The following is a 23907-nucleotide window of genomic DNA, read 5'->3' as shown; positions in this document are numbered from 1 at the left end:
CAACCAAAGTTTGTATTTTAAAGTATGCCCATTTCTTTTGCTTTTGCAACTGCCTCTGTTCTTCTCTTAACTTCTAGCTTGCTAAACAAACTGTAGTTATAACTTTTTATCGTACTGAGCGACAAGAATAAACTTGCACCAATCTCTTGATTTGAATAGCCTTCGGCAATTAATTTTAAAACTTCTAATTCTCTTTCAGTTAATAATTGATTTGAACCAGACTTAAACGCATTAATTTCATCAGAAAATGCATCAGAAAACTCGTAAAAAGGCAATCTGATTTGATTCATTTCGGCCACTTCCTCCACCTCTTTGAAGAGCTGCTGTTGAACCGCCACACTAGTGGCATATCGAATAGAGATTAGCGAAAACTCAACCATCTGCATGTACCTCTTTTGTTGTATTGCACGGTTCAAGAGTAATTGACACATTTTAGAGTAGGCATGGTACTTCTTTGGGGCGTACCACAAGAGCAATTTATACTGGTTCTCTTTAAGATAGTTAGGTAATTCCTCGTCCTTTCCATTCTCGAGAAGCGCTTGCCATTTCATATCCACAAATGTCGCCAATCTATTTTCTCGCTTAGCTGTCTCTAGCTGAATCCAAAACTCAAGATCTTCATATCCCATAAACTCTGGAATCGGGTTATTAAAATGATGCACTTTACCACGCTCAACGCATTTTTTTGCTGCCTCTATGTTGCCATAGAGCATTTCTATTCTCGCCTTTAATAGCTCTTGTTTATACTGCCAATCCATATGATTGTAGAGTATCCCAAAATTTTGACTCTCTTCTATTGCAATCAATGATTGATCTATTTTCCCCTGCATAAAATAGAGCGATGCCTGATAAAGCTTATATAATGCGAAAAGTCCATCACCGACTGGATGTTGTAATTTTTTTATCTCCTCATCTAACATCCGTTCAGCATCAAGCAGTTCTCCCTTTTGAATTTTCAGTTCTATAAGTAGAGCAAAAATAGACCCTTGAACGATCAGAGGTAGTGATTGTTTTGCCTTTACCCAAACCCTATTAAAAGTCTGAAAAGCTTGACTTAGGTCTCCATTAGACCAGTCCAGCATCCCAACAAAGGTGTCTATAACCCAAGTTCTCTGATAAGGAATCTTATCTGTTATAATTTTTAATTGCGCCATTAATGCCATTAACGTTTTATAATCACCTGTAGATGCAGCAATGTAAGCTTTGGCACTCAATAGATAGACTGGAATCTGTTCAAACTCACGTTGATCAAAGATCAATAACTCAATACTGTCTTCTTTTGATAGTTCATCTGTCTTATCTTGCATTTTACCCATCTCATTATTTAGTGAATGTATTGGGGCTATTAGCTTTTCTACATGCTGAAACCATTTAACACAGCCTTCTGTATCACCTGCATCCAACATTGACCAACCAATTCCCATAGAAATCACAGGACTTCTTTTGCATAGCGCATCCGGCAGTCTTTTAGCAAGTGAGAGCCATATATTAGATTTTAGTTCAATATCCATAGGTTCCCATTGTAACTCTATCAGTCTTGCAGCCTCTAAAGGTAAATTAAAATAATAGTGAACGGCTGATAGATATTCCTCTCTATTTTCATACCATTCTCCAGCTCTTTTATAAATTTCGTCAATAGTCGCTTTTGATATCGCCTTTTCATTACTTAATCTTTGTCTTAATAAGTCACGGAATAAATGATGATATTTGTACCACATTGCACCATTAGAATGATGATCCATTCCTCTAAAACTTGAAATAAAGCTATTTTTTCTCTTTAATGTCTCTAAAAAGGTATAGCTGGTGCCACTTACCACACCAAGTGCATAATCAGATAATGCCTCACAAAAATCATCAAAAATCGATGTTTTCAATAAAAACAGTTGCGTCTCAATATCAAATGTATTTAATACTTCCTCCAATAGGTATTCCATAATGTAATCATTATTGGTACCAATTGATAGCAATGTGTTATCCTTGTTCTCTGATCTTATTAAAGTCTGCGCCATCAACTGCAGACCAGCAATCCAGCCTTCAGTTCTGTCTTGTATCAAACTAATTTGTTCTGAACTCAACGTCATAAAAGAGAGCATCGTTTTCAAAAAAGCTTCCGATTCATCGACTGTAAATTTTAAATTTGCCATCCTCAGGTCACAAATTCGCCCAGTCGCTCTTACCCTTCCAAGTGTTAAAGGCGGATCTTCACGAGATATAATACAAAGCTTTATCATTTGAGGTAACTGCCGTATCAGCTCGTTTAACAAGTTATGAATGTTTGTATCCGAAATCACATGGTAATCGTCTAATGCAATAATAATTGGATCACTAATCTGATGTAAAAGACCAATAACCGTTCGGTTAAAACCTTCATGTCCTAAATTAGACCGTGAGCTTAAAATCTGTAATAGTGCTTTTCCAACTTCGCGTCCTGCTTCACTTAGTATTAATCCTTTGGCAAGGTAACTCAAAAACAAATCTATTTCATTATCCCATGTATCCAAGCTATACCAAACATAAGAACATTTCTCAATATCAATCCAATCACTCACAATTGTTGATTTTCCTGCACCTGCAGGCGCGCTAATAATATTGATTTGGCGCTCTGATAATAGCAAAATACTTTCCGATTTTCTAACATAAGTACTCGGAATAATGGACTTTTGTAACTTTGAAGTAAGGATAATTTCTGACATAGTATCTCCCATGATTTTGGTTAGTCTTTATTAATATACCTTTTAACAACAGAGTTAAATACCTACTTAAGTTTGAATCATTGCCAACTTGGGCTATTTAAAGAAAAAAGCTCATAATAATCATATCATTATTACGAGCTATCTCACAGTTTCATTTTCATATTGAATTTTAAATTCTATACGTTCGGTTAGTAGTGAACTCCGTTTTCATAATAAGCGGTTGGATCCAACTCATTAAAATAAACACAGACGTCTGAATATCCCAAATCCAGAACAATTTTAGTTACGATCTTAGCGACATCATCTTGTTGATCTCTCGATCGTTTAAACCAATTAATAGTAACAAAGGGATACCCCCCTGAATTCTCAACCCCACCTGAGATAAACAGTGTCGGTGTCCATTCAACCGTAAAGTGATCTACTGGACAATTGACGATCGATGAAATTTCTTGAACCATTGGTTTTTCAATTTCTTTAACATCAGCAACGTCAATCCCTCTAAAAATGATATGTGGCATACCTTAAAAACACCTCTTTTCAAATTGCCTAAGCATGTGAAAAGTTTATCACAACTCTCATTCACGGTCAATGTTCTCACATAATTATGTTCACTTATTTCAGTAGATGGGATAAAATAGAAGTATCTTATTAGAATGGATATAATGAATATGAAAAAAGCAATTTCCCTGTTATTAATTTTCTCACTTTGTTTTTCACTGTCAGCTTGTAGTGTTTACTATGAGAAAATTGAAGATCCTATTAAACCAGAAATTTCAATACCTTCAGTGACTGACACCTCACCAGATGTAGGGATTATCAGTATCATTGAAGAAGAGAACTATCAAACCATTGCCGCCCATTATCCAATTATCGGACAAGAAAAAATAGATGCTGCACTGAAATCTTTTGCATTAAACCGAATTGAGCTATTTAGACAGGAGACTGCCGATTTAAAACTAACGCAGGAAGAGAGTTGGCCCTTTGAGCTCCATCTCGATTACGAGGTTGTTTTTAAATCAGATCGGCATATTTCACTTCTTTTTAAAGAAAATAAGTATCTTGGCGGTGCTCAGCCAACCTCAACCATCTATACCTTTAACTACAATCTTGAGCAAGGTAGACAGTTGGCACTAAAGGATTTGTTTAAAGGTTCTAGCGCCTACCTTGAAATTTTATCGAAATACATCTATGCCAAACTTGTAGACGACAATGCTTTAAATATTACACTTGATAAGGATTGGGTAACAAAAGGAACTGATCCACTGGAATCTAACTTTAAGCATTTCTTATTTACAAATGGTGGTTTAATCATTATATTTGAAAAATACCAAATAGGACCTGCTTTTATTGGGGAACCTAAAATTATCATTCCATTTGATACCTTTACGGCGCATATAGAATTAAAAGAGACCATAGATGATATAGTTCCTTCAACAGAAGCTGAAACGACGACTTCCGTTGAGGTCATCACTGAAACACCATCCACTGAGATGGTTAACGAGACCACTGAAACAGCAACGGCCTCCGAAAATGAATCAAGTAACAATCAAGAGGTGATACATGCGAAACGCGTTGCACTTACCTTTGAAGATGGTCCAGACCCTGATTATACACCGCTTATCTTAGATACGCTTAAATCCAGAAATCAAGTTGCAACATTTTTCGTTCAGGGGATCCGCGCAGAGGAGTATCCAAACTTAATACAGCGCATTAATGCCGAAGGTCACCTTATCGGAAATCACACTTGGAGCCATCCTCAATTGACACATTTATCTCCAGATGAAATGTTATTGCAGCTCCAAAAAACTCAAAGCATCCTAGAACAAATAACAGGTAGAGCACCTTTTTTATACCGCCCATCCTATGGGATTTATAATGAAAATGTCATTAGTACGATCAATATGCCAGCGATTCTATGGTCAGTTGATCCAGAGGATCTTAAATACAAAGACGCTTCATATATTACGAATTATGTTTTAGATCACGTAGCAGATGGCGCCATTATCCTCTTGCATGATACAAATGCATATACGACTCAAGCTATAAGCGGAATATTAGATGCCCTCATTGCTGAAGGATATGAAATTGTCACAGTTGACGAATTATTAGGCATTACAGAAAATACAGCAAAATATAACGTGAGAATATTTTCTCAAGCTGTCGAAACCCATTAAAAAACTCCTGTGTTCAAAGCGATTATTTATCGCCTGAATACAGGAGTTTCATTTTAACTTTTTTTCTAAATAGCTACTGACTAGCCTCTAGGACGATCTGCTTTAACACGTTTCTTCTCTCTATCTTTGCCTTCATAAGATTTTCCACCTTTTGAACCTTCAGATTTAGAGCCTTTATAGCTTTCTGATTTAGAACCTTTGTAGCCTTCTGATTTACGTTTGTTATAGCCCTCAGATCCTTTTGATTTACCCTTTGAATCCTTAGCTTTTTCAATCGAAATTGATTTTCCTTTGATAACGCGTTTGTCCATACGCTCAAGTACACGTTGTGCTTGACTTTCTGGAATCTCAACATAGGTAAAGCTATCAAAAATATCTACAGAGCCAATCAATCTTCCTTCAATACCCGCTTCATTTGCGATGGCACCTACGATATCTCTTGGTCTTACGTTGTGGTTATTACCAACATTGATATGCATTCTAACCATACCTCTGCTGCTTCTCCCACCTTTGTTTTGTCTTGCGCCACTTCTATCTGGTTTTTCAGTATAAACTTTTTTAGAGTTATCAATTGAATCGATTTCTTTTACATTTTCCATTTCAAGTTCCATTTGGAAAAGTGCAGCGGCAACTTCAATCGGTGTATAAGAGCCTTCAGAAAACTCTTCAATAATCTTGATAAATTTATGATCTAAGCCAGCTTCAATTCTCTCACGAATTTTGTTCATGAAGAGGTCTCTCTTCACTGCTTCAAGATCGCTAATTTTTGGAATTGGGTGCGGTTTAATATCAGATTTTGTATATCTCATGATGCTTCTAAGAAGGTGAAACTCCCTAGATGTAATAAATGTGAAAGAAATACCTTCTTTACCAGCACGACCCGTTCTTCCGATACGGTGTACGTAGTATTCTTCATGAGTTGGCATATCGTAGTTGAAAACAGCTTCTACGTTATCGATATCGAGACCACGCGCTGCAACGTCAGTTGCAATTAGAATCTCAATATCACCACGTTTGAACTTGTTGATAACATTCATACGAAGTGTTTGCTTCATATCACCATGAATTTTATCACACATATAACCACGTGCTTGAAGCATATCTGTCACTTCGTCAACTCTCTTTTTTGTATTACAGAAAACGATGGAGAGCTTGTAGTTATAGATGTCTATCAAACGGGTTAAAATCTCGAGCTTATCTCTATCCTTCATCTCCATATAAACCTGGCTGATGTTTGGCGTTGTAAGCTCAGTATGTGTTACTTTGAGAATTTCAGGCTCATCTTGGTACTTGTTAATGATGTTCATGATCTCTTTTGGCATTGTTGCAGAGAATAAAAGCGTTTGAATTTTGTGATCCACTTCTTCAATAACCGCTTCGATGTCTTCTCTAAAGCCCATGTTAAGCATTTCATCTGCTTCATCAAGTACTAACATCTTTAAATTGTTAAGTTTAAGTGTTTTTCTTCTGAGATGATCTAGAACACGTCCAGGTGTACCGATGATAACTTGAGCACCTGATCTAAGTCCTCTGATTTGTCTCTCTATATCTTGACCGCCGAAAACGGGTAAAATATGCAGACCTCTCATGTACTTGCCGATTTTGTTGACTTCCTCCGAAATCTGAACGGCAAGCTCACGTGTAGGGCATAATACTAATGCTTGTACGTGTTTAGAAGACAGGTCGATTTTTTCGAGCATTGGAATCGAGAATGCCGCAGTTTTTCCTGTACCCGTCTGTGCTTGACCGACTACATCGCGACCAGTAAACGCCACCGGAATCGCCATTGATTGGATTGGTGTCGTTTCTTCAAAGCCCATGTCTTCTACCGCTCTTAAGATTTCTCTTGAACAGTTTAATTCACTAAATAGAATTTTTTCCATTATTATTCCTTTCGTATATCTTGACAAGATAGAGTATATCTCTGTCCTGTTTGGTACTTATCCATTTTTCAAACACTTCATTATATCATACAACCTCTAAAGGTCAAATGACTATTTCGAAATATTTAAACTAATCGCTTATAATAGATCAAATCGTCTATGTAGTCACCAGTAACTTCGTCATACTCGTGCATGACAACTCGACCACTTTGAGTAAATCCACATTTTTCTATGGTTTTGATTGAAGCATGGTTCCACGAATAAATATAAGTACGTGCTATTAATACCCCTCTATTCTTTAAATCATCAAGGACTTCATTTGTCAGCGAACTCGCCTGACTTTCTTTTCTATAATCAGGGTGTGTCGCAGCCGCAAGGTAACAGCTGTGCGCCTTATTGGCTACACCTCTCGTCGCTTTTACCATAGCAATCAACTGACCAGATGCATTCAATTTTCCATATAATAAAACGTTGGTATCATTAAACCATTTCTCTAAATGTTCAATGTTTTCAATGTCTGTAAAACTCATCCTAGCATTTTCTTCAATTAGCCTTTGACATAATTCAAAAATAGCGTCTTTATGTTCTTTACCTAATAATGTCATTATTTTACCTCATTTATAAATGGATTTAGTTTGAAAAGATTCTCTAATATCAACGCACTTCTAATACTTATTTCCTCGTTGTCTAAAATGTGTTTCGCCAGTATTCGATCTACCATTACAACCTCAATCAACTCATCTTCAGTTTGGTAGGCAGCGTTTGGTTTCCCAGTGTAGTATCCGTATGCGATTTCAACCTTTTCATTGATGATCCCCACTGAAGTATATCTTGCATTTGAAAAAGTTTTTAGCTCAAACGTCATACCAGTTTCCTCTAAAAATTCCCTTTTACTAGTTACATCAATGGTTTCATTAGGATCACTAAGACCCGCTGGAAACATATAAATAAACTGACCTGCGGAAACTCTATATTCTCTAATCATAACCGTTTGCGTCTTATCCGGATTCGTCGCTACAATCATCGTACCATCGCTGTATTTTTCATGACGATAGATCTCCGATTCTAATCGTTCAATTCCTTTTCTTGAAACCAGTTCCCAAATTTTTTCTTCACCCTTGCGATTTAAGTATCTAATTTCATATGCATATAGGTATTTCAAGCTAGGGATCTGCTTAACCTCAATTATTTCTAGCTTATCTCTCATAACCCATCAATTTCCTTTGCGTTTTTTTATCTTTTTATTATATAATATCAAAGGATAAAATAGAACTAGAGCGTATATCGCTTTTAATAGAAAGGAAAAGAAATGAGTATTTTAACGGTTAAAAATCTCAGCCACGGCTTTGGAGATAGAGCCATCTTTAACAACGTCTCTTTCCGTTTACTAAAAGGAGAGCACATCGGCCTAATCGGTGCGAACGGTGAAGGAAAATCGACGTTTATGAACATCATCACGCATAAGCTTGAGCCAGATGAGGGCAATATTGAATGGTCAAAACGCGTTCGTGCAGGTTATTTGGACCAACACACGGCACTAGAAAAAGGCATGACCATTAAAAATGTACTAGAAAGTGCGTTTCAATATCTATACGATTTAGAAACTGAAATGAACGATATGTATATGAAAATGGGCGATGTCACACCAGAGGAACTCGATGTTCTCATGGAAGAGGTCGGTACGATTCAAGACATCCTCAATCATAACGATTTTTACATTATTGAAGCTAAAATCAGTGAAGTTGCAAGAGGTCTAGGTTTACTTGACGTCGGCCTAGAAAAAGAAGTTGATAGCTTAAGCGGCGGTCAAAGAACGAAAATTCTACTCGCTAAGCTACTACTTGAAAAACCTGATATCCTTTTACTAGATGAGCCAACCAACTACCTTGATGAAGATCATATCGAATGGCTAAAAAAATACCTCAACGATTATGAAAACGCATTCATTTTAATTTCACATGATATCCCATTCTTAAATAGCGTCGTCAACCTCATCTATCATATGGATAATAAAGAACTCAATCGTTATGTTGGCGATTATGATAATTTTATTAGAATTTATGAAGCTAAGAAAAAACAGGTTGAGTCTGCATACAAGCAACAACAACAAGAGATTGCTGACCTTGAAGATTTCGTTCAAAGAAATAAGGCGAGAGTCGCAACTCGAAACATGGCGATGTCACGCCAAAAGAAACTAGATAAAATGGATCGTATTGAACTCGCAAGGGAGAAACCGAAGCCAGAATTCAATTTCAAGATGGCAAGAACTTCAGGAAAGCTGATTTTTAAAACTGAAGATTTAGTAATCGGTTATGATGAGCCTTTATGTCGTCCACTTAATCTGACTTTAGAGCGTGGACAAAAAGTTGCCATTATCGGGGCAAATGGTCTTGGTAAAACGACACTTCTCAAAAGTATACTGGGTCAGATTCCAAGTATCAGTGGAAAAGTTGATACCGGAGAATTCCTTCATATCGGTTACTTTGAACAGGAAATCAAAGAGGCTAACTATAACACCTGTATCGAAGAAGTGTGGAAGGAGTTCCCTTCATATACGCAGTACGAAGTAAGAGCGGCGCTCGCAAAATGCGGGTTAACCACTCAACACATCGAGAGTAAGGTAGTTGTACTCAGTGGTGGTGAGCAAGCAAAGGTAAGACTTTGTAAATTAATCAATAAAGAAACAAATTTCCTAGTTCTGGATGAGCCTACAAACCATCTAGACGTCGATGCAAAAGAAGAGCTTAAACGCGCACTCAATGCATTTAAAGGAACCATTCTTCTCATTAGCCATGAGCCTGAATTCTATAGAGATGTCGTAAGCGATGTCTGGAACTTAGAGCAGTGGACCACTAAAATCGTCTAGTCAAACTATTAAAGGTGCTATTTACATCTAATATGAATGTGAATAGCACCTTTTTTATTTATATAGTTCTTTTTGAGCATCATACTGTTTTTTAATTAAATACTGTATATTTGTGCGACATCTATTTTTTAAATCGGCTTTTCTCAAAACTTAAACTTTAAATCTGCTAATAATTTCTAACATATCATCAGCGATGGATTTAACTTCCCCTGCATTTTCTTGAATGCTTCTCATCAAATCAGCCTGTGTATCCATAGTTGCAGCAATTTCTTCTGCAGCTGCGGCATTTTCTTCTGTAATAGCAGAAATACCATGAATAGACTCCGTTGCATTGTCCTTGTTACGATTGACGTGACGGATACTTTCATTGATCTGATCCAGCTGTGATAAAGTGTTATTAATTGATGATTCAATCGTTTCAAACGCGGATTGAACTTTGTTTAAAACACTACCTGAGAAACCAAGCGCTTCGTTTGAAGCGGTCATATTCTTCTCCGTTTCACCAATTTCACCGAGAATTTCTTTTACGGTTGTATCGATTTGAGTAGTTGATTTTGATGTTTCCTCAGCCAGCTTTCTAATTTCGTCTGCGACAACAGCAAATCCCCTTCCAGCTTCCCCAGCACGTGCTGCCTCAATTGCTGCATTAAGCGCAAGTAGGTTGGTTTGCTCTGCAATCTGCTGAATGGTATTGGTGATCTGTACAATTGATGAAGATTTTATGGTCAAAGTCTCAACGTTTTCATTCAATCGCTTGTTAGCAGACATTGTAGAATCAAAGGTATCATTTAATGCTTGTAGCTGCTTAACCCCTTCTACATTGCTGACAGAAACTGCAGTGGTGTAATCCTTGAGTTTATCGGCACTCTTCACCGTTTCATCAATATCCTTAGCTAGACCCTCCATTTTTTCTGAAGCAACCATAGCGTCTTGGGCTTGAGAAGTTGCACCCGAAGCAAAATCTGTAACCGTTTGCGTTACTGCATCGATGCCTTCTTTGCCCATTTCAACGACATCGTTTAATTCGCCAGATGACTTTTCGAGCTGAATTGAATCCTTTTGCATTTCAGCAATTAGTTCTCTTAGAACGGTTCTTAAATTAGCCACCGAATGAGCAATCGTTCCTGTTTCATCTTTGTATTTTAATAAATTATCGTATGAGTCGTCGTTCTTAATATCCAAATGCGAGGTTTTTATTAATAAATCATTGATTCTTAATATTGGCTTCGAAAGACGTTTCCCGAATATCAATGCCGCTATGATACCAACGATAAGTGATATAATCAAAGCTCCTATGATCATAAAGTAAGCACTCGTTATTTCTTTCTTCATCTGATCCATTTCAGCTGCAACCGCAACATCGATGTCATCGATATAATTGCCAGTTCCTATGATCCATTCAAACGGCTCAAATAGTTTTACATAGGCACGTTTTGGCAGAGCCTCAGTTTCGTTAGGTCTTGGGAAATAATAATCATAATACCCTTCACCTGATTGTTTAACAAGAGCAATAAAACCTTGAAGAATTTTGTTTCCATTTGTATCGGTCAAATCAATACGACTTGTTCCTTCAACATCCTCTCGTCCCAATAGAACGACGTTTACACCTTCAATCGTATCTGCCCAGAAGTAACCAGAGTCACCATACTTTGCATTACGGATGACATCCGCCGCGATGATTTTAGCTTCTGCTTGACTGATGACGCCAGAATTCATTTGATTAATTATCCCTTGTAGCTCACTGACAACGATCTCAACTTGATGCTTGATATTTGTATCGTAGCCTTGTCTTAATTGATTTTCCAACTGATCAATACGATCCATATTGGTCGTATAGATCATGTACTGTGATACTGCGCCAATAATTAATGACGAAATAAGCACACTGCTGATTACCAATGTGATAATCTTACTACTAATCTTCTTCATTACGACTTAACCCCCTTCTTTGGAAACCATGGAAAAAATCGATTGGTTCTTGAGGCATATTCGGCAAATCCATCTCTATTTGCCATTGCCTTTTCAAGCATGGGTACCCCTGAAACAAACAGTAGTAAAAAAGTAATGGTTAACGGTCCTACCACCGTCCATAATCCCACACCACTTGAAATACAAAGCAGCCAAATGCCCCACCACATAGTTGCTTCTCCATAATAATTTGGATGCCTTGTATATTGCCACAGCCCTTGCGTCATGATCTTACCTTTGTTCGCTGGGTTGGACTTATATTTTTTTAGTTGCGCATCGCCTACCACTTCAAAATAATAGCCCCATAACCAAACTATCACTCCAATGAGCCATAAAATTGAGCTATTAATATCATTTACCGTGTTAAGCAGTATAATAGCAGGTAATGCGATAACCCACATAAACAAGCCTTGAAGCATATAGACTTGTAAAAAAGCACGAGGTACAACCCATTTCCCCCACTCCTCTCGCCATTTCGCATATCTGAAATCCTCTGCTTTTTTATGGTTCCTTTTGAAAATATGGAAAAACAATCTCAATCCCCATAATGAGATCAATCCAACGACGAGCAAATGTGTGAGCTGAATCGTTTCAAGTCGGAATAAGTTAAAGAATGCTACCAAAACAAACCCAATCCCCCATGCCTGGTCGACGATGCTGTTGTTTTTTTGAATCGTGCCAAAAATAAAGAATATCATAAAATAAATCCCAATAAAAACGATACTTTCAATCATTGCTCTCCTCCTGAGACGATGCAAACAGCTACTGAGCCAATGCCAGCATGTATAGCCGTTATTGCAGATATCGAGGTCATATACTCAGGCTTTTGTCCTGTGATTGCTTCAATTCGTCGAGCAAAACGCTCTGCCAAAGCGATATTATCGGCATGAACAATCGCATATTTAATCGACTCCGATTTACTTGCAATTTGCATGACCTTTTTATATATTTTCCGATTTGCTGAATCTCTAGAAAAGGCGATTCCTCCCGCTTTACCAAAGCCTGCTTCATCCAAAGTCATGATTGGCTTAGCATGTAATGCGGTTAAAATCTTGCCAGCAACATAAGGCACACGACCACTCTTTGTTGCATACTTAAACGTATCTAAGCTTACAAAAATCTTCGTATTCCCTATCACCCTTTTGACCGTTTCGATTATATTATTAAGTGGTTGCCCCTCTGATGCCATCTGTGCAGCCTTTAAAACTACAAGTCCCTGTGCTCCAGAATTCAGCTTAGTATCTAAAAGTGTAATTCTCTTCGAATGCTCACCTAATGCTTCAATTGCTTTTTTATACCCCTCGTAAGTACCACTCAGCGCTTTACTTACACTGAGTACGACCACCTCTTCATAGTACCTCAGCATCCATTCTAATTTGATCTTAACCAACTTGACGTCTACTTGCGAGCTAGACGGGTAATGCTCTGAAGCATCTAACAACGGTTTTAAAACCTCACTTGAAATTGTATATTTATCCAAATATGTGCTTTCTCCAGCAATAAAAGCTAACGGTAAAAAATGAATCTGATACTGATCAATTAACGCGTCTGAAATATCACAAATTGAATCGGTTAATATCCCAATTTTAGGGTGCTGATGGGTTTCAATTTTATTTTGAAGCCACATGTCTTCAACTTTTGATTTATAAATTTTATGCCCAGCGTCATGTAATTTTAATGTAATTTGATCAGGGGCATTGGTATGAACATGAATCTTCGTCAATCTTTGGTTGCCTGTTATAATGAGGGAATCCCCAAATCGATCCATCAGATGATCAAGTGACTTCGTATCTTCTAATGGTTCCTTTAAAATAAACTCAGTGCAATATCTAAAGTTGAGTTCTTCTGATTCCTCATGTAACTGAATCTTTGAATCATATGGTATGGTTTCAAGAAAATAATCTCCTGGATCATTTAACTCACTTTTTGCCTTTAAAAACCCTTCTAAAAATAAGACGAACCCCTTTGCACCCGAATCCACCACTTTATTTTTTTTAAGAACTTGCATCATGTTTTGTGTTTCCTCAAGAGTAAGCTCGGCTTTTTTATAAGCTTCATGAAGCATATCATTAAATTTCACATGAGGCTGAATGTGCTCAACTAGGTATTTTTCCCATGCACGCATTACCGTTAATATGGTGCCTTCCTGTGGGTTTCTGACCGACTGATAAGCCACAGAGACAGCATGTGAAGCTGCTTTAACAAACTGCTCAGGCGATATTTCTTTCAGTTGATGACAAGCCTCAGAAAACCCTTCTATAAAGCTAGCAAATATAATTCCCGAATTACCTCTAGCATTTTCAAGTGCGACATCTGACATAGAGCTAACAACCAAATCGAGATCCGGATGAACAACTGCCTCATTCAAAATAGAGCTTAGAGTAATGGACAAGTTGGTCCCTGTATCACCATCTCTCACAGGAAATACATTAATTCGGTTCAATACTTCTGATGCTTTAATCACATTTTCTGCACCACACTTAAAGTGCTTAAAAAAATCAAGACCGTTTAGCAATGTCTGATTCATGAGTCCTCCTTTTTTCAGTACTATGGCACTTTTACCCTATTTTACGAATTTTAATTATTCTTAACGAATTATTTATTAGCCTTTCTATAGGCATTTTGCTATGATAGATGTAATTCAAATTATAGGAGCTATTATGAAAAATTATAACTTGTTTGATATCATTGGCCCTGTGATGATTGGGCCATCCAGTTCGCATACTGCGGGCGCATGCCGAATCGGTTACACTGCACAAAATATCATCAAACTCCCTGTTGATCAGGTTGAGTTTGTCTTATATGGTTCCTTTGCAAAAACCTATAAAGGACATGGAACTGACATTGCATTACTCGGTGGTTTTCTTGGCCTTAAGCAAGATGATGAACGATTAGTGGATGCATTTAAAATTGCCGAAACCAGAGGACTCAAATATCAATTTACATGCTCTGATGATGAAGCTGCCCATCCAAATACTGTGAAAATCATCGCACATACCAATCGACTAGAAACTTGGGAAATCGTAGGCGTATCTATAGGTGGTGGTAAGATGATTATCAATTCCATCAATGGCATAGACGTACAGTTTTCAGGTGATTACAACACTTTAGTGACACATCATAAGGATAACTCTGGTATGCTAGCAAAAATATCAACTTGTCTTTCAGAACATAGAATCAACATCGCTTATATGAAGCTCTTTAGAGAAGAAAAAGGAAAAATTGCAATTGGCATTATTGAAACAGACGAAATGATTGAGGAAGTTGTCTTAAACGAATTAACGCGACTAGATGGCATGATTAACGTCAATCTAATCGAGAAAATTTACGACTAGGAGGTTCTATGAAATTTTCATCTTCAACTGAATTGGTCCTATACTGCCGTAACAACAACCTTACATTAAATGCCTTTTCTCTCTCAGAAGAGATTATCAGTACCGGTAGAAGTTACGGTTATATTAGAGACTATCTTAAAAATGTCATCCGTGTTATGCAGAACGCTGTTATATCCAGTCAAGATACAACTCAGCCTTCAAGACGCGGTAAAATAATTGGCAATGACAGTCGAAAAATTCACGATCGTTTAGGGAGCCACAATACAGTTTGTGGTGAAACGATAGCAAAGGCTGCGGCTTATGCACTCAGTACCATGGAGCTGAATGCTTCAATGGGTAAAGTCGTTGCATCACCGACAGCGGGTTCCTGTGGTGTCATGCCGGCGGTTTTAATGACCACCAAAGAACGATTTGCACTGGATGAAGAAACTCTAATCTCTGGTTTACTTGCAGCAAACCTCGTAGGGAGCCTCGTCGCAAAGAATGCCACGATCTCAGGGGCTGAGGGCGGTTGTCAGGCTGAGGTTGGAACAGCTTCCGCTATGGCATCTGCCGCAGTAGTTCACATGCTTGGTGGTACACCGGAAATGGTTTTTAACGCTGCTGCAATGTGCTTTAAAAATCTACTTGGATTGGTCTGCGATCCAATTGCTGGTCTTGTAGAAAGTCCATGTGCAAAAAGAAACGCAATGGGCGCAGCAAATGCACTCTTGTGTGCAGAAATGTCATTGGCTGGTATCGAAAGTATCGTTCCGTTTGATGAAGTCGTTGACGCAATGTATCGGGTGGGGCGAGCATTACCCCCTTCTCTTCGCGAGACCTCAATGGGCGGTCTTGCAACAACTAAAACCGGCGTTCAAATTCAAACTGACTTGTTTAAGTAAAAATTAATCAAAGGGGATCAAGCCTTCAGTTTTTACCACTAGCAAAATTGTAGATTAAAAAAAGACCTGTAAGAACGTTTCAAGTTTCTTACAGGTCTTTATATGTTTCCTAATCCAATTTAATATGGCAATAGCCACCTGGGTTTTTAGTCAAATAATCTTGATGATATTCTTCTGCAGCATAGTAGTAATTTAATGGCTCAATCTCTGTTACAATTGGCTTTTCATACTTTTGCTGTTCGGCATTCTTTGATGCTGTGATAACCTCTACATCAGAAGCGTCGGTATAGTAAATCCCCGTTCTATATTGTGATCCGATATCGCCACCTTGACGATTGAGTGATGTCGGGTCAATCACCTTCCAAAGGTGTGTTAGCAAAGTTTCAAGTGAAATGATACTCGGATCATATTTTACCCAAAGTACCTCGGCATGTCCTGTTGTATTTGTACATACCTCTTTATAAGATGGCTCTTTAGTTTGGCCGTTAGCATAGCCCACTTCAGTTTCAAGAACGCCATTTAAACGTTTGAAGTACGCTTCCATACCCCAAAAACAACCACCACCTAAAATTATCTCTTTCATAGATTCACCTCACAAATAATCTGTCTATTCATTAGTATACTGATATGTTTCTATTTGTTCAATTAATTTTAATCCGCTACTCCACTTTACGCATTAATGCTCGTGCAGGCAAGCCCTCAACCCCAAGAATTTTGAGAGGTAAGCATAAAAGCTCGTATCTTCCTGCTTCAATCGCTTTAAGTGCAAGACCTTCAATAATATAAATGTCATTTCCTAACAGAATAGAATGCGTCGGATGACCTGCTTGACTTCTTTCAATCCCAAGTGCATCAATACCAACGGTTTTTATACCTTTTGATTGAAGATATGCTGCACCAGAGGCATCTAAATAATCATACTCAAGATTAAATGCAGTGTCATAGGCATTTTTAGTCTTTATAATAATAATATCACCTTTATTGATTTCAAATTGGCTCAAAAAAGCTTCATCCACTTCGTGTCGTTCTTCTTTACTAAAATCAAGCACCGTACATATACCATTAACCAACTCAAGATCAAAATGGTCTGAGTTTGTCCCATTTTCAATCATATGAAGGGGCATGTCGATATGTGTACCCGTGTGCAAATCCATATAGATACTCGATTCAAAGTGACCATTTGCCTCATGTGTCGCACGAACCGTATACTTTGGTTTTTTTTCATCTTTATTTTTATAGACCATCATTTCAGGAAAAATAGCCATGGTCACATCAATCCAGTTCTTCATTATAGCCCCCATTTTTTATTAACTATATCCAACATTTCTGATTCAGAATAGTAGATGTGTAGTGGTTCAAACTCTTTTAATCGTTCAATTTCATCAATTACCTTCCAAGAATTTTCAATTTCATCCCATCGGGTGAAAAGTGATGCGTCGTCGTGAATTACATCAAGTATTAGCTTTTCGTATGCTTCTGGAGAGTTGCCTACGATATTGCATAAATGACAGTAATCTAGATGCATCGGCATGGTATATGACCATAAGCCAGGTGCCTTACCATTGAACTTCAAGATGATCCCTTCTCTTGGAAAAATCTCAATCGTCAGTGTATTTTTCTCGGGCTGACCTCTCTCGAAAAAACAAGTGGCATCCTTAAATGTAATGACGATTTCAGCTAACTTTCGAGACATTTTCTTCCCAGTCATTAAATAAAACGGCGTATTGCGCCATCTCTGCGAGTTCACATATGCCTTTAACGCTACAAAAGTTTCAGTTTTTGAATCACTAGGTATGTCTTTCTCATCTAGATAACCGGCATATTGACCGAAAATAATATCGTTACTAACTTGAAGGTGCTCAAGTACTTCAACCTTTTCATTTTTTATCAAAGTATCACTTAGCCCCATAGGCGCATCCATCGCTACTAAAGCTAAGGTTTGAAATAAGTGATTTTGAACCATATCTTTTAGTGCGCCTGAACGGTCATAATAACCACCACGCTGCTTAACGCTTTCTGATTCAAGAGCCAAAATCTTAACACTTTCAATATTTTCGTGATTCCAAATACTTTCAAAAATTTTATTCGCAAATCGTACGGTCAAAATATTTTGGAGCATTTCTTTACCCAAATAATGATCGATCCTATAGACTTGCGATTCCTCTATGGATTCCAGTAAAAGGCGATTATAGGCTTTTGCAGTTTCTAGATTTTCACCAAAGGGCTTTTCAAAGACTATTTTTGAACGCATATCGCCTCGATTTAACATGCGCGTCACAATTAATGCCCTCGCAATAATTGGAAAATAATGCGGCGCTGTGGCTAAATAATAGATTTTCTGTCCACTGGTTGGTAGATGCATAGCATCCACGTAATTCTTAAAGATTTCAAAATTGGCTTCCGCAGAAAAATCCATGGAAAGATAATGTAATTTTTTACAAAAGTCCTCCCAGTGTGGATAGTTGCCTTCAATCTTGCTTCGAATCAGTTCAACAAACTGTTCGGTTTCATATGGTCTTCTTCCGACACAGACTATGGTAAAAGGCGTGGGAAGCTGTTCTTCTTCATATAGATGATAGAGTGCTGGGATCAACTTTTTAGTTGTTAAATCACCTGTAGCACCAAAGATCGTAAATAACATATTGCCCCCTATGCTTTATAAACTTTATGTCCGCCAAATTGATTTCGTAGAGCTGCAACTGCTTTTTCGCTAAACCTTTCTTCATCCTTAGATTTATACCTAGCAAATAACGATTGGGTAATGACAGGAGCAGAAACTTTAAGTCTTACAGCTTCTTGAAGCGTCCAATCCGCTTCACCTGATGCATCTACCTTACCGATAATTGACTCAAGATTGCCGTCTTGTTTAAACGCTTCATGCATCAAACGCATCAATAAACCTTCAATAATAGAACCATTGCTCCAAACTTTAGAAACCAATTCAAAATCCAAATCAAATTCTGATGCTTTAAGTATATCAAAGCCTTCACCAATTGCTTGCATCATACCGTATTCAATGCCATTATGGATCATTTTAACATAGTGACCACTTCCAGGTGCGCCAAAGTAGCCATAGCCATTTTCAATAGAAATCTTTTCTAAGACGGGCTCTACAAAAGCAACTGGTTCTGCTTCACCACCCGCCATTAAACAAGCACCATTACGTGCGCCGTTGATACCACCACTGGTTCCTACGTCCACAAAGTGAATCCCAATCGCTTTTAAGCGTTCATGTCTAATCAAAGTATCTTTGTAATAGGAGTTACCACCATCTATGATAATATCATTGTAATTAAGCAGTGGTATTAATTCTTCTATCATCGTATCCACTGCTGCTCCTGATGGCACCATCAACCATATTACGCGTCTTTCTTCACCGAACGCCTCAACCAACTCTTTTAAACTGTAAGCACCTCTTATGCCCTCTTTTGCAATTTCATCAACTTTATCCAATGATCTATTCGTTGCAATTACTTCAACGCCACTATCTTTCATGTTTAAAGCCAATGCGTAACCCATTCGTCCTAAACCGACTAAACCTATTTTCATATTTATCTCCTTATTTATTATTAATCTTTTCTCTTAGTCTTTACTATTACCCAATATAAGTAAAAAAAAAACGCATTTAGAAAAGTATTTTCTAAATGCGTTATAACTATTCTGTAACATAAGTATTAACGCGAATCGCATGATTAACAACTTCGATTTCAAGCGGTAATTTTGGACCTTGTTCGCCATCTAAGTCTGAAGTGATCTCTTCATTACAGGATACTCTAACTTGTTTGGATTGAATATAGTGAATATAGTCACTCTTTGGATGCTCGCCACCTAATACTTGTATCATCAAAGGCATCAAATCTAGCACAGGGCATTTTTTAAACACTAGGACATCCAATAGCCCATCTGAAATATCCGAATAAGGTGCAAGCTTTCTAAATCCACCTGCTGACTTACCATTCATAATAAGAACAAAATAAATATCCTCTTCAATCACAAGATTATCTGACTCAATTTTAGCTTTAAAGGTTCTCAGCTTTGGAATTTCTTCTATACCTTTTATATAATAGGCAAGTACCCCTAGTACGTTCTTTGTTTGTTCATTCACCCTTTGACTAATATCGACGAGATTACCAAAGCTAGCCACGTTGATAAAATACTGGTCATTAATCTTTCCTAAATCACAGCTCGAATAGTGATCGCTAAGTGCTACTTTTGTCATCCCTTCAATATCTTTTGGAATACCAAAATACTGAGAAAAATCATTGGCTGTACCTGTTGGAAATATCGCTATCGGAACCTCTATTCCTAGTTTCATCATCTTATTTACAACCTGATGTACCGTGCCATCTCCTCCAGAGATGATGAACTTCTTAAACTGACTCATATCGAGTTTTTTAAGATAGGTTTCAAATTTATCCATGTTCTCAAGACGATATGGAATAATTTGCATCTCTTTCTTTTGGAACTGTTCTACTACATAATCTAATTGCGCTTGAAAACTTCTCGTTCCTGATCTTGGATTGTAAAGCAATAACACATTCATATGTCACCTCATTATCTACGTCGTAATCGAATTACCCTATCGTAATTTATAAAACCTAATTTTTTATATAACTGTCCAGCAATTGGCGAATCATACTGCAAAGTCAGCTTTTTATCCTCTTGAAGCAGTGGCTCTATTAACTTTCTGAGGGTTTGTTCACCATAGCCTTTTCCTTGATGCTCTGGATCAGTTGCCACGCCAACAATCAAAGCGCCATTTGTATCCTCGTAATCTGTCTGCGCAACAGATATAAGCGTGTTACCAATGTAACCACCAAGCGCGCGTCCCCGTCCTTTTAATAGCTTGTCTTTCATTGATTTTTCACTTGCAAAGGATTTAAATACCTTTTGGTAAAGAGCTACAACTGGTTCTAATTCATCAGAACAGATCCCTTTAAAAAAAAGTGATTCCTCTCCCAATACTCCATTATAAGAGTCTTTTGTGCAATAAGCAATATTAGCTCCTTTTGAAATCGTATCAAATCCATAATTGCGTTCAAATATGGCAGCATAGCTTTCAAAAAAACTAATTTCATCAAAAGTCATTGCTTCAATTTGACTGATAATTTCTGATTTATGAGCATATGCCTTCTCGAAATCAGCAATAGCAATTTGCATAAGTCCTGTCTGTCTTAAAAAGATGCCTATGATTGGCTCCTGATTCTCAAACCATCCAAATGCAGATGCATACGGCTGATTCTTATCCAGTGTATGACAAATAAAATAATTTCTTGAATAATCCTTAATTGCTAGATCATATAAACGATGGGGGTCTACTTGAACAAACTCAGCCATAGGTTACTCCATTTCCCAAAATATTATTATCATCTTTTTAAAGAGAACGCATAAACTTTTCTATCAATGGTAACTGCTTTTTAATCGCAGTAGGTAAGGCTTTAAGTTGAATCTGATCCAACGTACACCAATCGGTTTTAGGTAAGTCTGTATCAAGTCTATGATCACAACGATAAAAGTAGAGGCTCGTTTCCCATTTGATGTGCGTAAAAATATGATTTTTTCCTTCTATTATGCCAATTTGATTCAACACCGTATCAAAATTCTCACTCAGATAAGCTTCAACTAAGTTACTGGTTAATATGCCTTCATCTAGTGCAATTCTAGGTAATCCCCATAGATTTGCCAATAGCCCACTGCTTGGATATTTAATCAACATAAATTCATTCTGAAAGAGAATGACACACAAGGCAACTTTTTGTATTTTCTTTTTTAGCTGTTTCATCTTTACAGGAAAATCCAACTGCTTGGAAGTTTCAAAAGACTTGCACCTTGCTCTCAATGGACACGCCTCACAACGTGGGGCTTTGGGTGTGCAAATCGTGGCTCCTAAATCCATCATTGCCTGAGTAAAATCATCGTGCCTAATTGTCATTAACTCAAGTGTTTTCTCTTCATATAGAACTCTATTTTGAGGAAGGTCTATCGGTTGTTCTAGAGAAAAAAACCGTGATACAACTCTAAAAACATTTCCATCAACCGCAGGTGCTTTCATGCCAAAAGCGATACTGGCTATGGCGTTGGCAGTATAAGGCCCAATGCCAGGTAGACGCTCTAATTCCGAAACATTCTGTGGAAATATGCCTCCAAACACTTCAGATATCTGCTTTGCGCAGCGCATAAGATTACGTGCACGAGAATAATACCCAAGTCCCTCCCAGAGCTTAAAAACTTTTTCTTCATCGGCATTTGCCAGATCATGGACCGTAGGGAACACTTTAATAAATCTATGATAATAATCAATTACAGTTACAACCTGTGTCTGCTGCAGCATAATCTCTGAAAGCCATATTTTATACGGGTCTTTTGTTTCTCGCCACGGCAAAGGTCTTTTATTTTCATCATACCAACTCAGTAATTCTTTTGACATTTATCTCCCTTATCGTGTAATACAGCAGTTGCCACCTTTCATTTTTGCTTTCTTAAGACGATCCGCTACTCTACTAATTATTTTGTCTGCTGTATCATCTTTTCTAACGACAGATGCGCCAACAGAAACTGCAATCTCAACTTCTCTTATGGTATTGGCACGTAATGTGCTCGCTTCAGACATAATCCTTATTTTTTCACAAAGTGAATTTAAGCTCTCATTTGTGACACCAGAAAAGATGAATACGAACTCATCGTTTGTCCAGCGTCCTATTAAATCCGCTAATCTTATTGAACTTCTATAGCTTTCTGATAATAGTTTTAAAATTTCATCACTTGTGGAGACACCGTAGGTTTTATTGATACCATCGAAATTATCTATATCGACTATAGCAACCGCAAAAGGGATATCCAGCATTCGAAAATCATTCATTTTAGAGTTAATATAGTGGTCGAAAAATCTTTTATTTGGAAGCCCAGTCAACGGATCTCGCAAAAGCTCATGCTTTGATAGCTCAGTTCTAAAATGCTCATTTTGAGGCTCTGTACTCTCAGTAAAAATCTCAATAGTCGCTGTAATTTTACCGTCCTCGTACATTGGAATTGACTTTAAATGTACAGGTACGCGATGCCCTCTTTTGTGCTGAAGATAAGCATCCAGCTCCCTCGCTTTACCATCTATTAAAGTCTCGTGAAGTGGACAGCCATCGAGACAAAGTTGTCTTCCATAGACATCGATGTGATTGAGAATGTTATCATGACAAAATTTACCTAAGGTCTCATCGGCAGAGTAACCAGTTATGTTCTTAGCACCTTGATTCCAAAATAGAATCTTTCTTTGTCGATCGACGATATACACGCCTTCATAGAGTGAATTCAGAATCAGTTCATAATCTTTTGGGATCATAGTAGCCTCCTTTATGTACATCTCTCTTATACCCAATCTCTCACAAAATATATGATTGTAAAAAAAAGATAACATTTCACATGCCTTTATATTATAATAGATTTATTATTAGTATGAGGAAAAATCTATGCAAAATGACGTTTATTATATTTATCTTGTATTTTCAAAGACTGGAACTTGGTTATCCAGAGCATTGAAATACTTCCAGCCAGCAAAATACGTACATACTTCCATTGGCTTTGACGACCGATTTGACGAAATGTATTCATTTGGTCGAACTCGCCCTAGAAACCCTTTTTCGGGTGGCTTTGTAAAAGAAAGCTTATATGAAGGTGTCTATAAAAACAATCCATCAAGTGCCTGTCAAATATTTAGAGTTCCTGTTACTCATGAGCAATTTGAAGGTTTGAAGGCAGATATTGAGTATTTCTATAAACATAGAAATCAATATCGCTATAATTTTATTGGCCTTTTCGGCGTATGGTTTAATCGTCCAATTTATAGGAAAAATCACTATTTTTGTTCTCAATTTGTTTATGTATTACTTAGAAGGCATCATATCTTAGATGTTGGAAAAACACCTGAACTCGTTCAAACGGTTGATTTAATGACACTTGAAAACAAAAAATTAATTTATGAAGGATTAATCGTAGATTATCCTAAAAAAAAGAACACTTTTAATCAAATGGCTCAGAATAAATCTTAATTCATGGTATTATAACTATTATACTTTATTCGAATTTCTGAAATCAATCAAAACAAATTAAACAA

At 37.3% G+C, this 23907-nt stretch carries 21 protein-coding genes; 5 read left to right on the top strand and 16 right to left on the bottom strand.

Annotated elements, in window-relative coordinates:
• Positions 1–17: 17 nt before the first annotated feature.
• Both AC4PID_RS09855 and AC4PID_RS09850 read right to left on the bottom strand, forming a co-directional pair.
• Positions 18–2693, bottom strand: a complete 2676-nt coding sequence (locus AC4PID_RS09855) for a winged helix-turn-helix domain-containing protein (protein ID WP_492131839.1) — start codon at positions 2691–2693, stop codon at positions 18–20.
• A gap of 188 nt (positions 2694–2881) precedes the next feature.
• Positions 2882–3211, bottom strand: coding sequence for a DUF1904 family protein (locus AC4PID_RS09850; protein ID WP_492131838.1), 330 nt, complete (start codon positions 3209–3211; stop codon positions 2882–2884).
• A 150-nt stretch (positions 3212–3361) separates the two neighbouring features.
• Between AC4PID_RS09850 and AC4PID_RS09845 the strand changes: the two genes are divergently transcribed.
• A complete protein-coding gene (locus tag AC4PID_RS09845) occupies positions 3362–4867 on the top strand; it encodes a polysaccharide deacetylase family protein (RefSeq protein WP_492131837.1) in 1506 nt (501 codons plus the stop codon).
• Between the two features lie 80 nt (positions 4868–4947).
• Here AC4PID_RS09845 and AC4PID_RS09840 read toward each other — a convergent pair whose 3' ends face one another.
• The 3 genes from AC4PID_RS09840 to AC4PID_RS09830 all read right to left on the bottom strand — a co-directional run bounded on the left by AC4PID_RS09840 (position 4948) and on the right by AC4PID_RS09830 (position 7957).
• Entirely contained in the window at positions 4948–6750 is a 1803-nt protein-coding gene (locus AC4PID_RS09840) for a DEAD/DEAH box helicase (RefSeq protein WP_492131836.1), read from the bottom strand.
• Positions 6751–6875: 125 nt separating this feature from the next.
• Positions 6876–7355, bottom strand: a complete 480-nt coding sequence (locus AC4PID_RS09835) for a GNAT family N-acetyltransferase (RefSeq protein WP_492131835.1) — start codon at positions 7353–7355, stop codon at positions 6876–6878.
• Positions 7355–7957, bottom strand: coding sequence for an NUDIX hydrolase (locus AC4PID_RS09830; RefSeq protein ID WP_492131834.1), 603 nt, complete (start codon positions 7955–7957; stop codon positions 7355–7357). The genes AC4PID_RS09835 and AC4PID_RS09830 overlap by 1 nt, the downstream gene beginning before the upstream one ends.
• A gap of 102 nt (positions 7958–8059) precedes the next feature.
• On the opposite strand from AC4PID_RS09830, the gene AC4PID_RS09825 reads away from it, so the two are divergent.
• On the top strand, positions 8060–9616 hold the full coding sequence (locus AC4PID_RS09825) for an ABC-F family ATP-binding cassette domain-containing protein (protein WP_492131833.1): 1557 nt from the start codon (positions 8060–8062) through the stop codon (positions 9614–9616).
• Positions 9617–9766: 150 nt separating this feature from the next.
• Here AC4PID_RS09825 and AC4PID_RS09820 read toward each other — a convergent pair whose 3' ends face one another.
• Genes AC4PID_RS09820 through AC4PID_RS09810 form a run of 3 tightly spaced genes read right to left on the bottom strand, consistent with a single transcriptional unit; the run spans position 9767 to position 14111 of the window.
• Positions 9767–11545, bottom strand: coding sequence for a methyl-accepting chemotaxis protein (locus AC4PID_RS09820; protein WP_492131832.1), 1779 nt, complete (start codon positions 11543–11545; stop codon positions 9767–9769).
• Complete coding sequence (locus AC4PID_RS09815; protein ID WP_492131831.1) at positions 11545–12318, bottom strand: DUF1295 domain-containing protein; 774 nt, start codon at positions 12316–12318, stop codon at positions 11545–11547. The genes AC4PID_RS09820 and AC4PID_RS09815 overlap by 1 nt, the downstream gene beginning before the upstream one ends.
• Positions 12315–14111: a DegV family protein gene (locus tag AC4PID_RS09810; protein ID WP_492131830.1), complete on the bottom strand. Its 1797-nt coding sequence runs from the start codon at positions 14109–14111 to the stop codon at positions 12315–12317. Before AC4PID_RS09810 ends, AC4PID_RS09815 begins: the two co-directional genes overlap by 4 nt.
• Before the next feature lie 133 nt (positions 14112–14244).
• On the opposite strand from AC4PID_RS09810, the gene sdaAB reads away from it, so the two are divergent.
• Positions 14245–14919, top strand: coding sequence for an L-serine ammonia-lyase, iron-sulfur-dependent subunit beta (gene sdaAB / locus AC4PID_RS09805; RefSeq protein ID WP_492131829.1), 675 nt, complete (start codon positions 14245–14247; stop codon positions 14917–14919).
• Positions 14920–14927: 8 nt separating this feature from the next.
• Positions 14928–15803 carry an L-serine ammonia-lyase, iron-sulfur-dependent, subunit alpha gene (sdaAA, locus tag AC4PID_RS09800; RefSeq protein WP_492131828.1) on the top strand — a complete coding sequence of 292 codons (876 nt, stop codon included), beginning with the start codon at positions 14928–14930 and terminating at the stop codon, positions 15801–15803.
• A 109-nt stretch (positions 15804–15912) separates the two neighbouring features.
• Here the strand turns inward: sdaAA and msrA are convergent, their stop codons facing one another.
• From msrA to AC4PID_RS09760, 8 genes are all read right to left on the bottom strand, one after another.
• A complete protein-coding gene (gene msrA / locus AC4PID_RS09795) occupies positions 15913–16386 on the bottom strand; it encodes a peptide-methionine (S)-S-oxide reductase MsrA (RefSeq protein ID WP_492131827.1) in 474 nt (157 codons plus the stop codon).
• 76 nt (positions 16387–16462) lie between these two features.
• Entirely contained in the window at positions 16463–17092 is a 630-nt protein-coding gene (locus AC4PID_RS09790) for a cyclase family protein (protein ID WP_492131826.1), read from the bottom strand.
• Entirely contained in the window at positions 17092–18444 is a 1353-nt protein-coding gene (gene zwf, locus AC4PID_RS09785; RefSeq protein WP_492131825.1) for a glucose-6-phosphate dehydrogenase, read from the bottom strand. Before zwf ends, AC4PID_RS09790 begins: the two co-directional genes overlap by 1 nt.
• A gap of 8 nt (positions 18445–18452) precedes the next feature.
• Entirely contained in the window at positions 18453–19352 is a 900-nt protein-coding gene (gene gnd / locus AC4PID_RS09780; RefSeq protein ID WP_492131824.1) for a phosphogluconate dehydrogenase (NAD(+)-dependent, decarboxylating), read from the bottom strand.
• Positions 19353–19458: 106 nt separating this feature from the next.
• Positions 19459–20346: a YegS/Rv2252/BmrU family lipid kinase gene (locus AC4PID_RS09775; RefSeq protein ID WP_492131823.1), complete on the bottom strand. Its 888-nt coding sequence runs from the start codon at positions 20344–20346 to the stop codon at positions 19459–19461.
• 11 nt (positions 20347–20357) lie between these two features.
• The gene (locus tag AC4PID_RS09770; RefSeq protein ID WP_492131822.1) at positions 20358–21140 is read right to left on the bottom strand and encodes a GNAT family N-acetyltransferase; all 783 of its coding nucleotides are present in this window, start codon (positions 21138–21140) and stop codon (positions 20358–20360) included.
• Positions 21141–21177: 37 nt separating this feature from the next.
• On the bottom strand, positions 21178–22230 hold the full coding sequence (mutY, locus tag AC4PID_RS09765; RefSeq protein WP_492131821.1) for an A/G-specific adenine glycosylase: 1053 nt from the start codon (positions 22228–22230) through the stop codon (positions 21178–21180).
• A gap of 9 nt (positions 22231–22239) precedes the next feature.
• Positions 22240–23136 (bottom strand): GGDEF domain-containing protein, encoded by an 897-nt coding sequence (locus tag AC4PID_RS09760; RefSeq protein ID WP_492131820.1) that lies wholly within the window; start codon positions 23134–23136, stop codon positions 22240–22242.
• A gap of 127 nt (positions 23137–23263) precedes the next feature.
• Between AC4PID_RS09760 and AC4PID_RS09755 the strand changes: the two genes are divergently transcribed.
• The gene (locus AC4PID_RS09755) at positions 23264–23842 is read left to right on the top strand and encodes a hypothetical protein (RefSeq protein WP_492131819.1); all 579 of its coding nucleotides are present in this window, start codon (positions 23264–23266) and stop codon (positions 23840–23842) included.
• The last annotated feature ends 65 nt before the right edge of the window (positions 23843–23907 follow it).

The sequence above is a fragment of the Fusibacter sp. QWL-12 genome (assembly GCF_058683495.1).
Note: the sequence above shows the minus strand (reverse complement) of the source record. Positions and strands in the feature narration are given on the sequence as shown.

Bases quoted from the DNA above. Each gene is read 5' to 3' on its own strand.
- AC4PID_RS09855 (WP_492131839.1), bottom strand. From the start codon at position 2,693: ATGTCAGAAATTATCCTTACTTCAAAGTTACAAAAGTCCATTATTCCG.
- AC4PID_RS09850 (WP_492131838.1), bottom strand. From the start codon at position 3,211: ATGCCACATATCATTTTTAGAGGGATTGACGTTGCTGATGTTAAAGAA.
- AC4PID_RS09845 (WP_492131837.1), top strand. From the start codon at position 3,362: ATGAAAAAAGCAATTTCCCTGTTATTAATTTTCTCACTTTGTTTTTCA.
- AC4PID_RS09840 (WP_492131836.1), bottom strand. From the start codon at position 6,750: ATGGAAAAAATTCTATTTAGTGAATTAAACTGTTCAAGAGAAATCTTA.
- AC4PID_RS09835 (WP_492131835.1), bottom strand. From the start codon at position 7,355: ATGACATTATTAGGTAAAGAACATAAAGACGCTATTTTTGAATTATGT.
- AC4PID_RS09830 (WP_492131834.1), bottom strand. From the start codon at position 7,957: ATGAGAGATAAGCTAGAAATAATTGAGGTTAAGCAGATCCCTAGCTTG.
- AC4PID_RS09825 (WP_492131833.1), top strand. From the start codon at position 8,060: ATGAGTATTTTAACGGTTAAAAATCTCAGCCACGGCTTTGGAGATAGA.
- AC4PID_RS09820 (WP_492131832.1), bottom strand. From the start codon at position 11,545: ATGAAGAAGATTAGTAGTAAGATTATCACATTGGTAATCAGCAGTGTG.
- AC4PID_RS09815 (WP_492131831.1), bottom strand. From the start codon at position 12,318: ATGATTGAAAGTATCGTTTTTATTGGGATTTATTTTATGATATTCTTT.
- AC4PID_RS09810 (WP_492131830.1), bottom strand. From the start codon at position 14,111: ATGAATCAGACATTGCTAAACGGTCTTGATTTTTTTAAGCACTTTAAG.
- sdaAB (WP_492131829.1), top strand. From the start codon at position 14,245: ATGAAAAATTATAACTTGTTTGATATCATTGGCCCTGTGATGATTGGG.
- sdaAA (WP_492131828.1), top strand. From the start codon at position 14,928: ATGAAATTTTCATCTTCAACTGAATTGGTCCTATACTGCCGTAACAAC.
- msrA (WP_492131827.1), bottom strand. From the start codon at position 16,386: ATGAAAGAGATAATTTTAGGTGGTGGTTGTTTTTGGGGTATGGAAGCG.
- AC4PID_RS09790 (WP_492131826.1), bottom strand. From the start codon at position 17,092: ATGAAGAACTGGATTGATGTGACCATGGCTATTTTTCCTGAAATGATG.
- zwf (WP_492131825.1), bottom strand. From the start codon at position 18,444: ATGTTATTTACGATCTTTGGTGCTACAGGTGATTTAACAACTAAAAAG.
- gnd (WP_492131824.1), bottom strand. From the start codon at position 19,352: ATGAAAATAGGTTTAGTCGGTTTAGGACGAATGGGTTACGCATTGGCT.
- AC4PID_RS09775 (WP_492131823.1), bottom strand. From the start codon at position 20,346: ATGAATGTGTTATTGCTTTACAATCCAAGATCAGGAACGAGAAGTTTT.
- AC4PID_RS09770 (WP_492131822.1), bottom strand. From the start codon at position 21,140: ATGGCTGAGTTTGTTCAAGTAGACCCCCATCGTTTATATGATCTAGCA.
- mutY (WP_492131821.1), bottom strand. From the start codon at position 22,230: ATGTCAAAAGAATTACTGAGTTGGTATGATGAAAATAAAAGACCTTTG.
- AC4PID_RS09760 (WP_492131820.1), bottom strand. From the start codon at position 23,136: ATGATCCCAAAAGATTATGAACTGATTCTGAATTCACTCTATGAAGGC.
- AC4PID_RS09755 (WP_492131819.1), top strand. From the start codon at position 23,264: ATGCAAAATGACGTTTATTATATTTATCTTGTATTTTCAAAGACTGGA.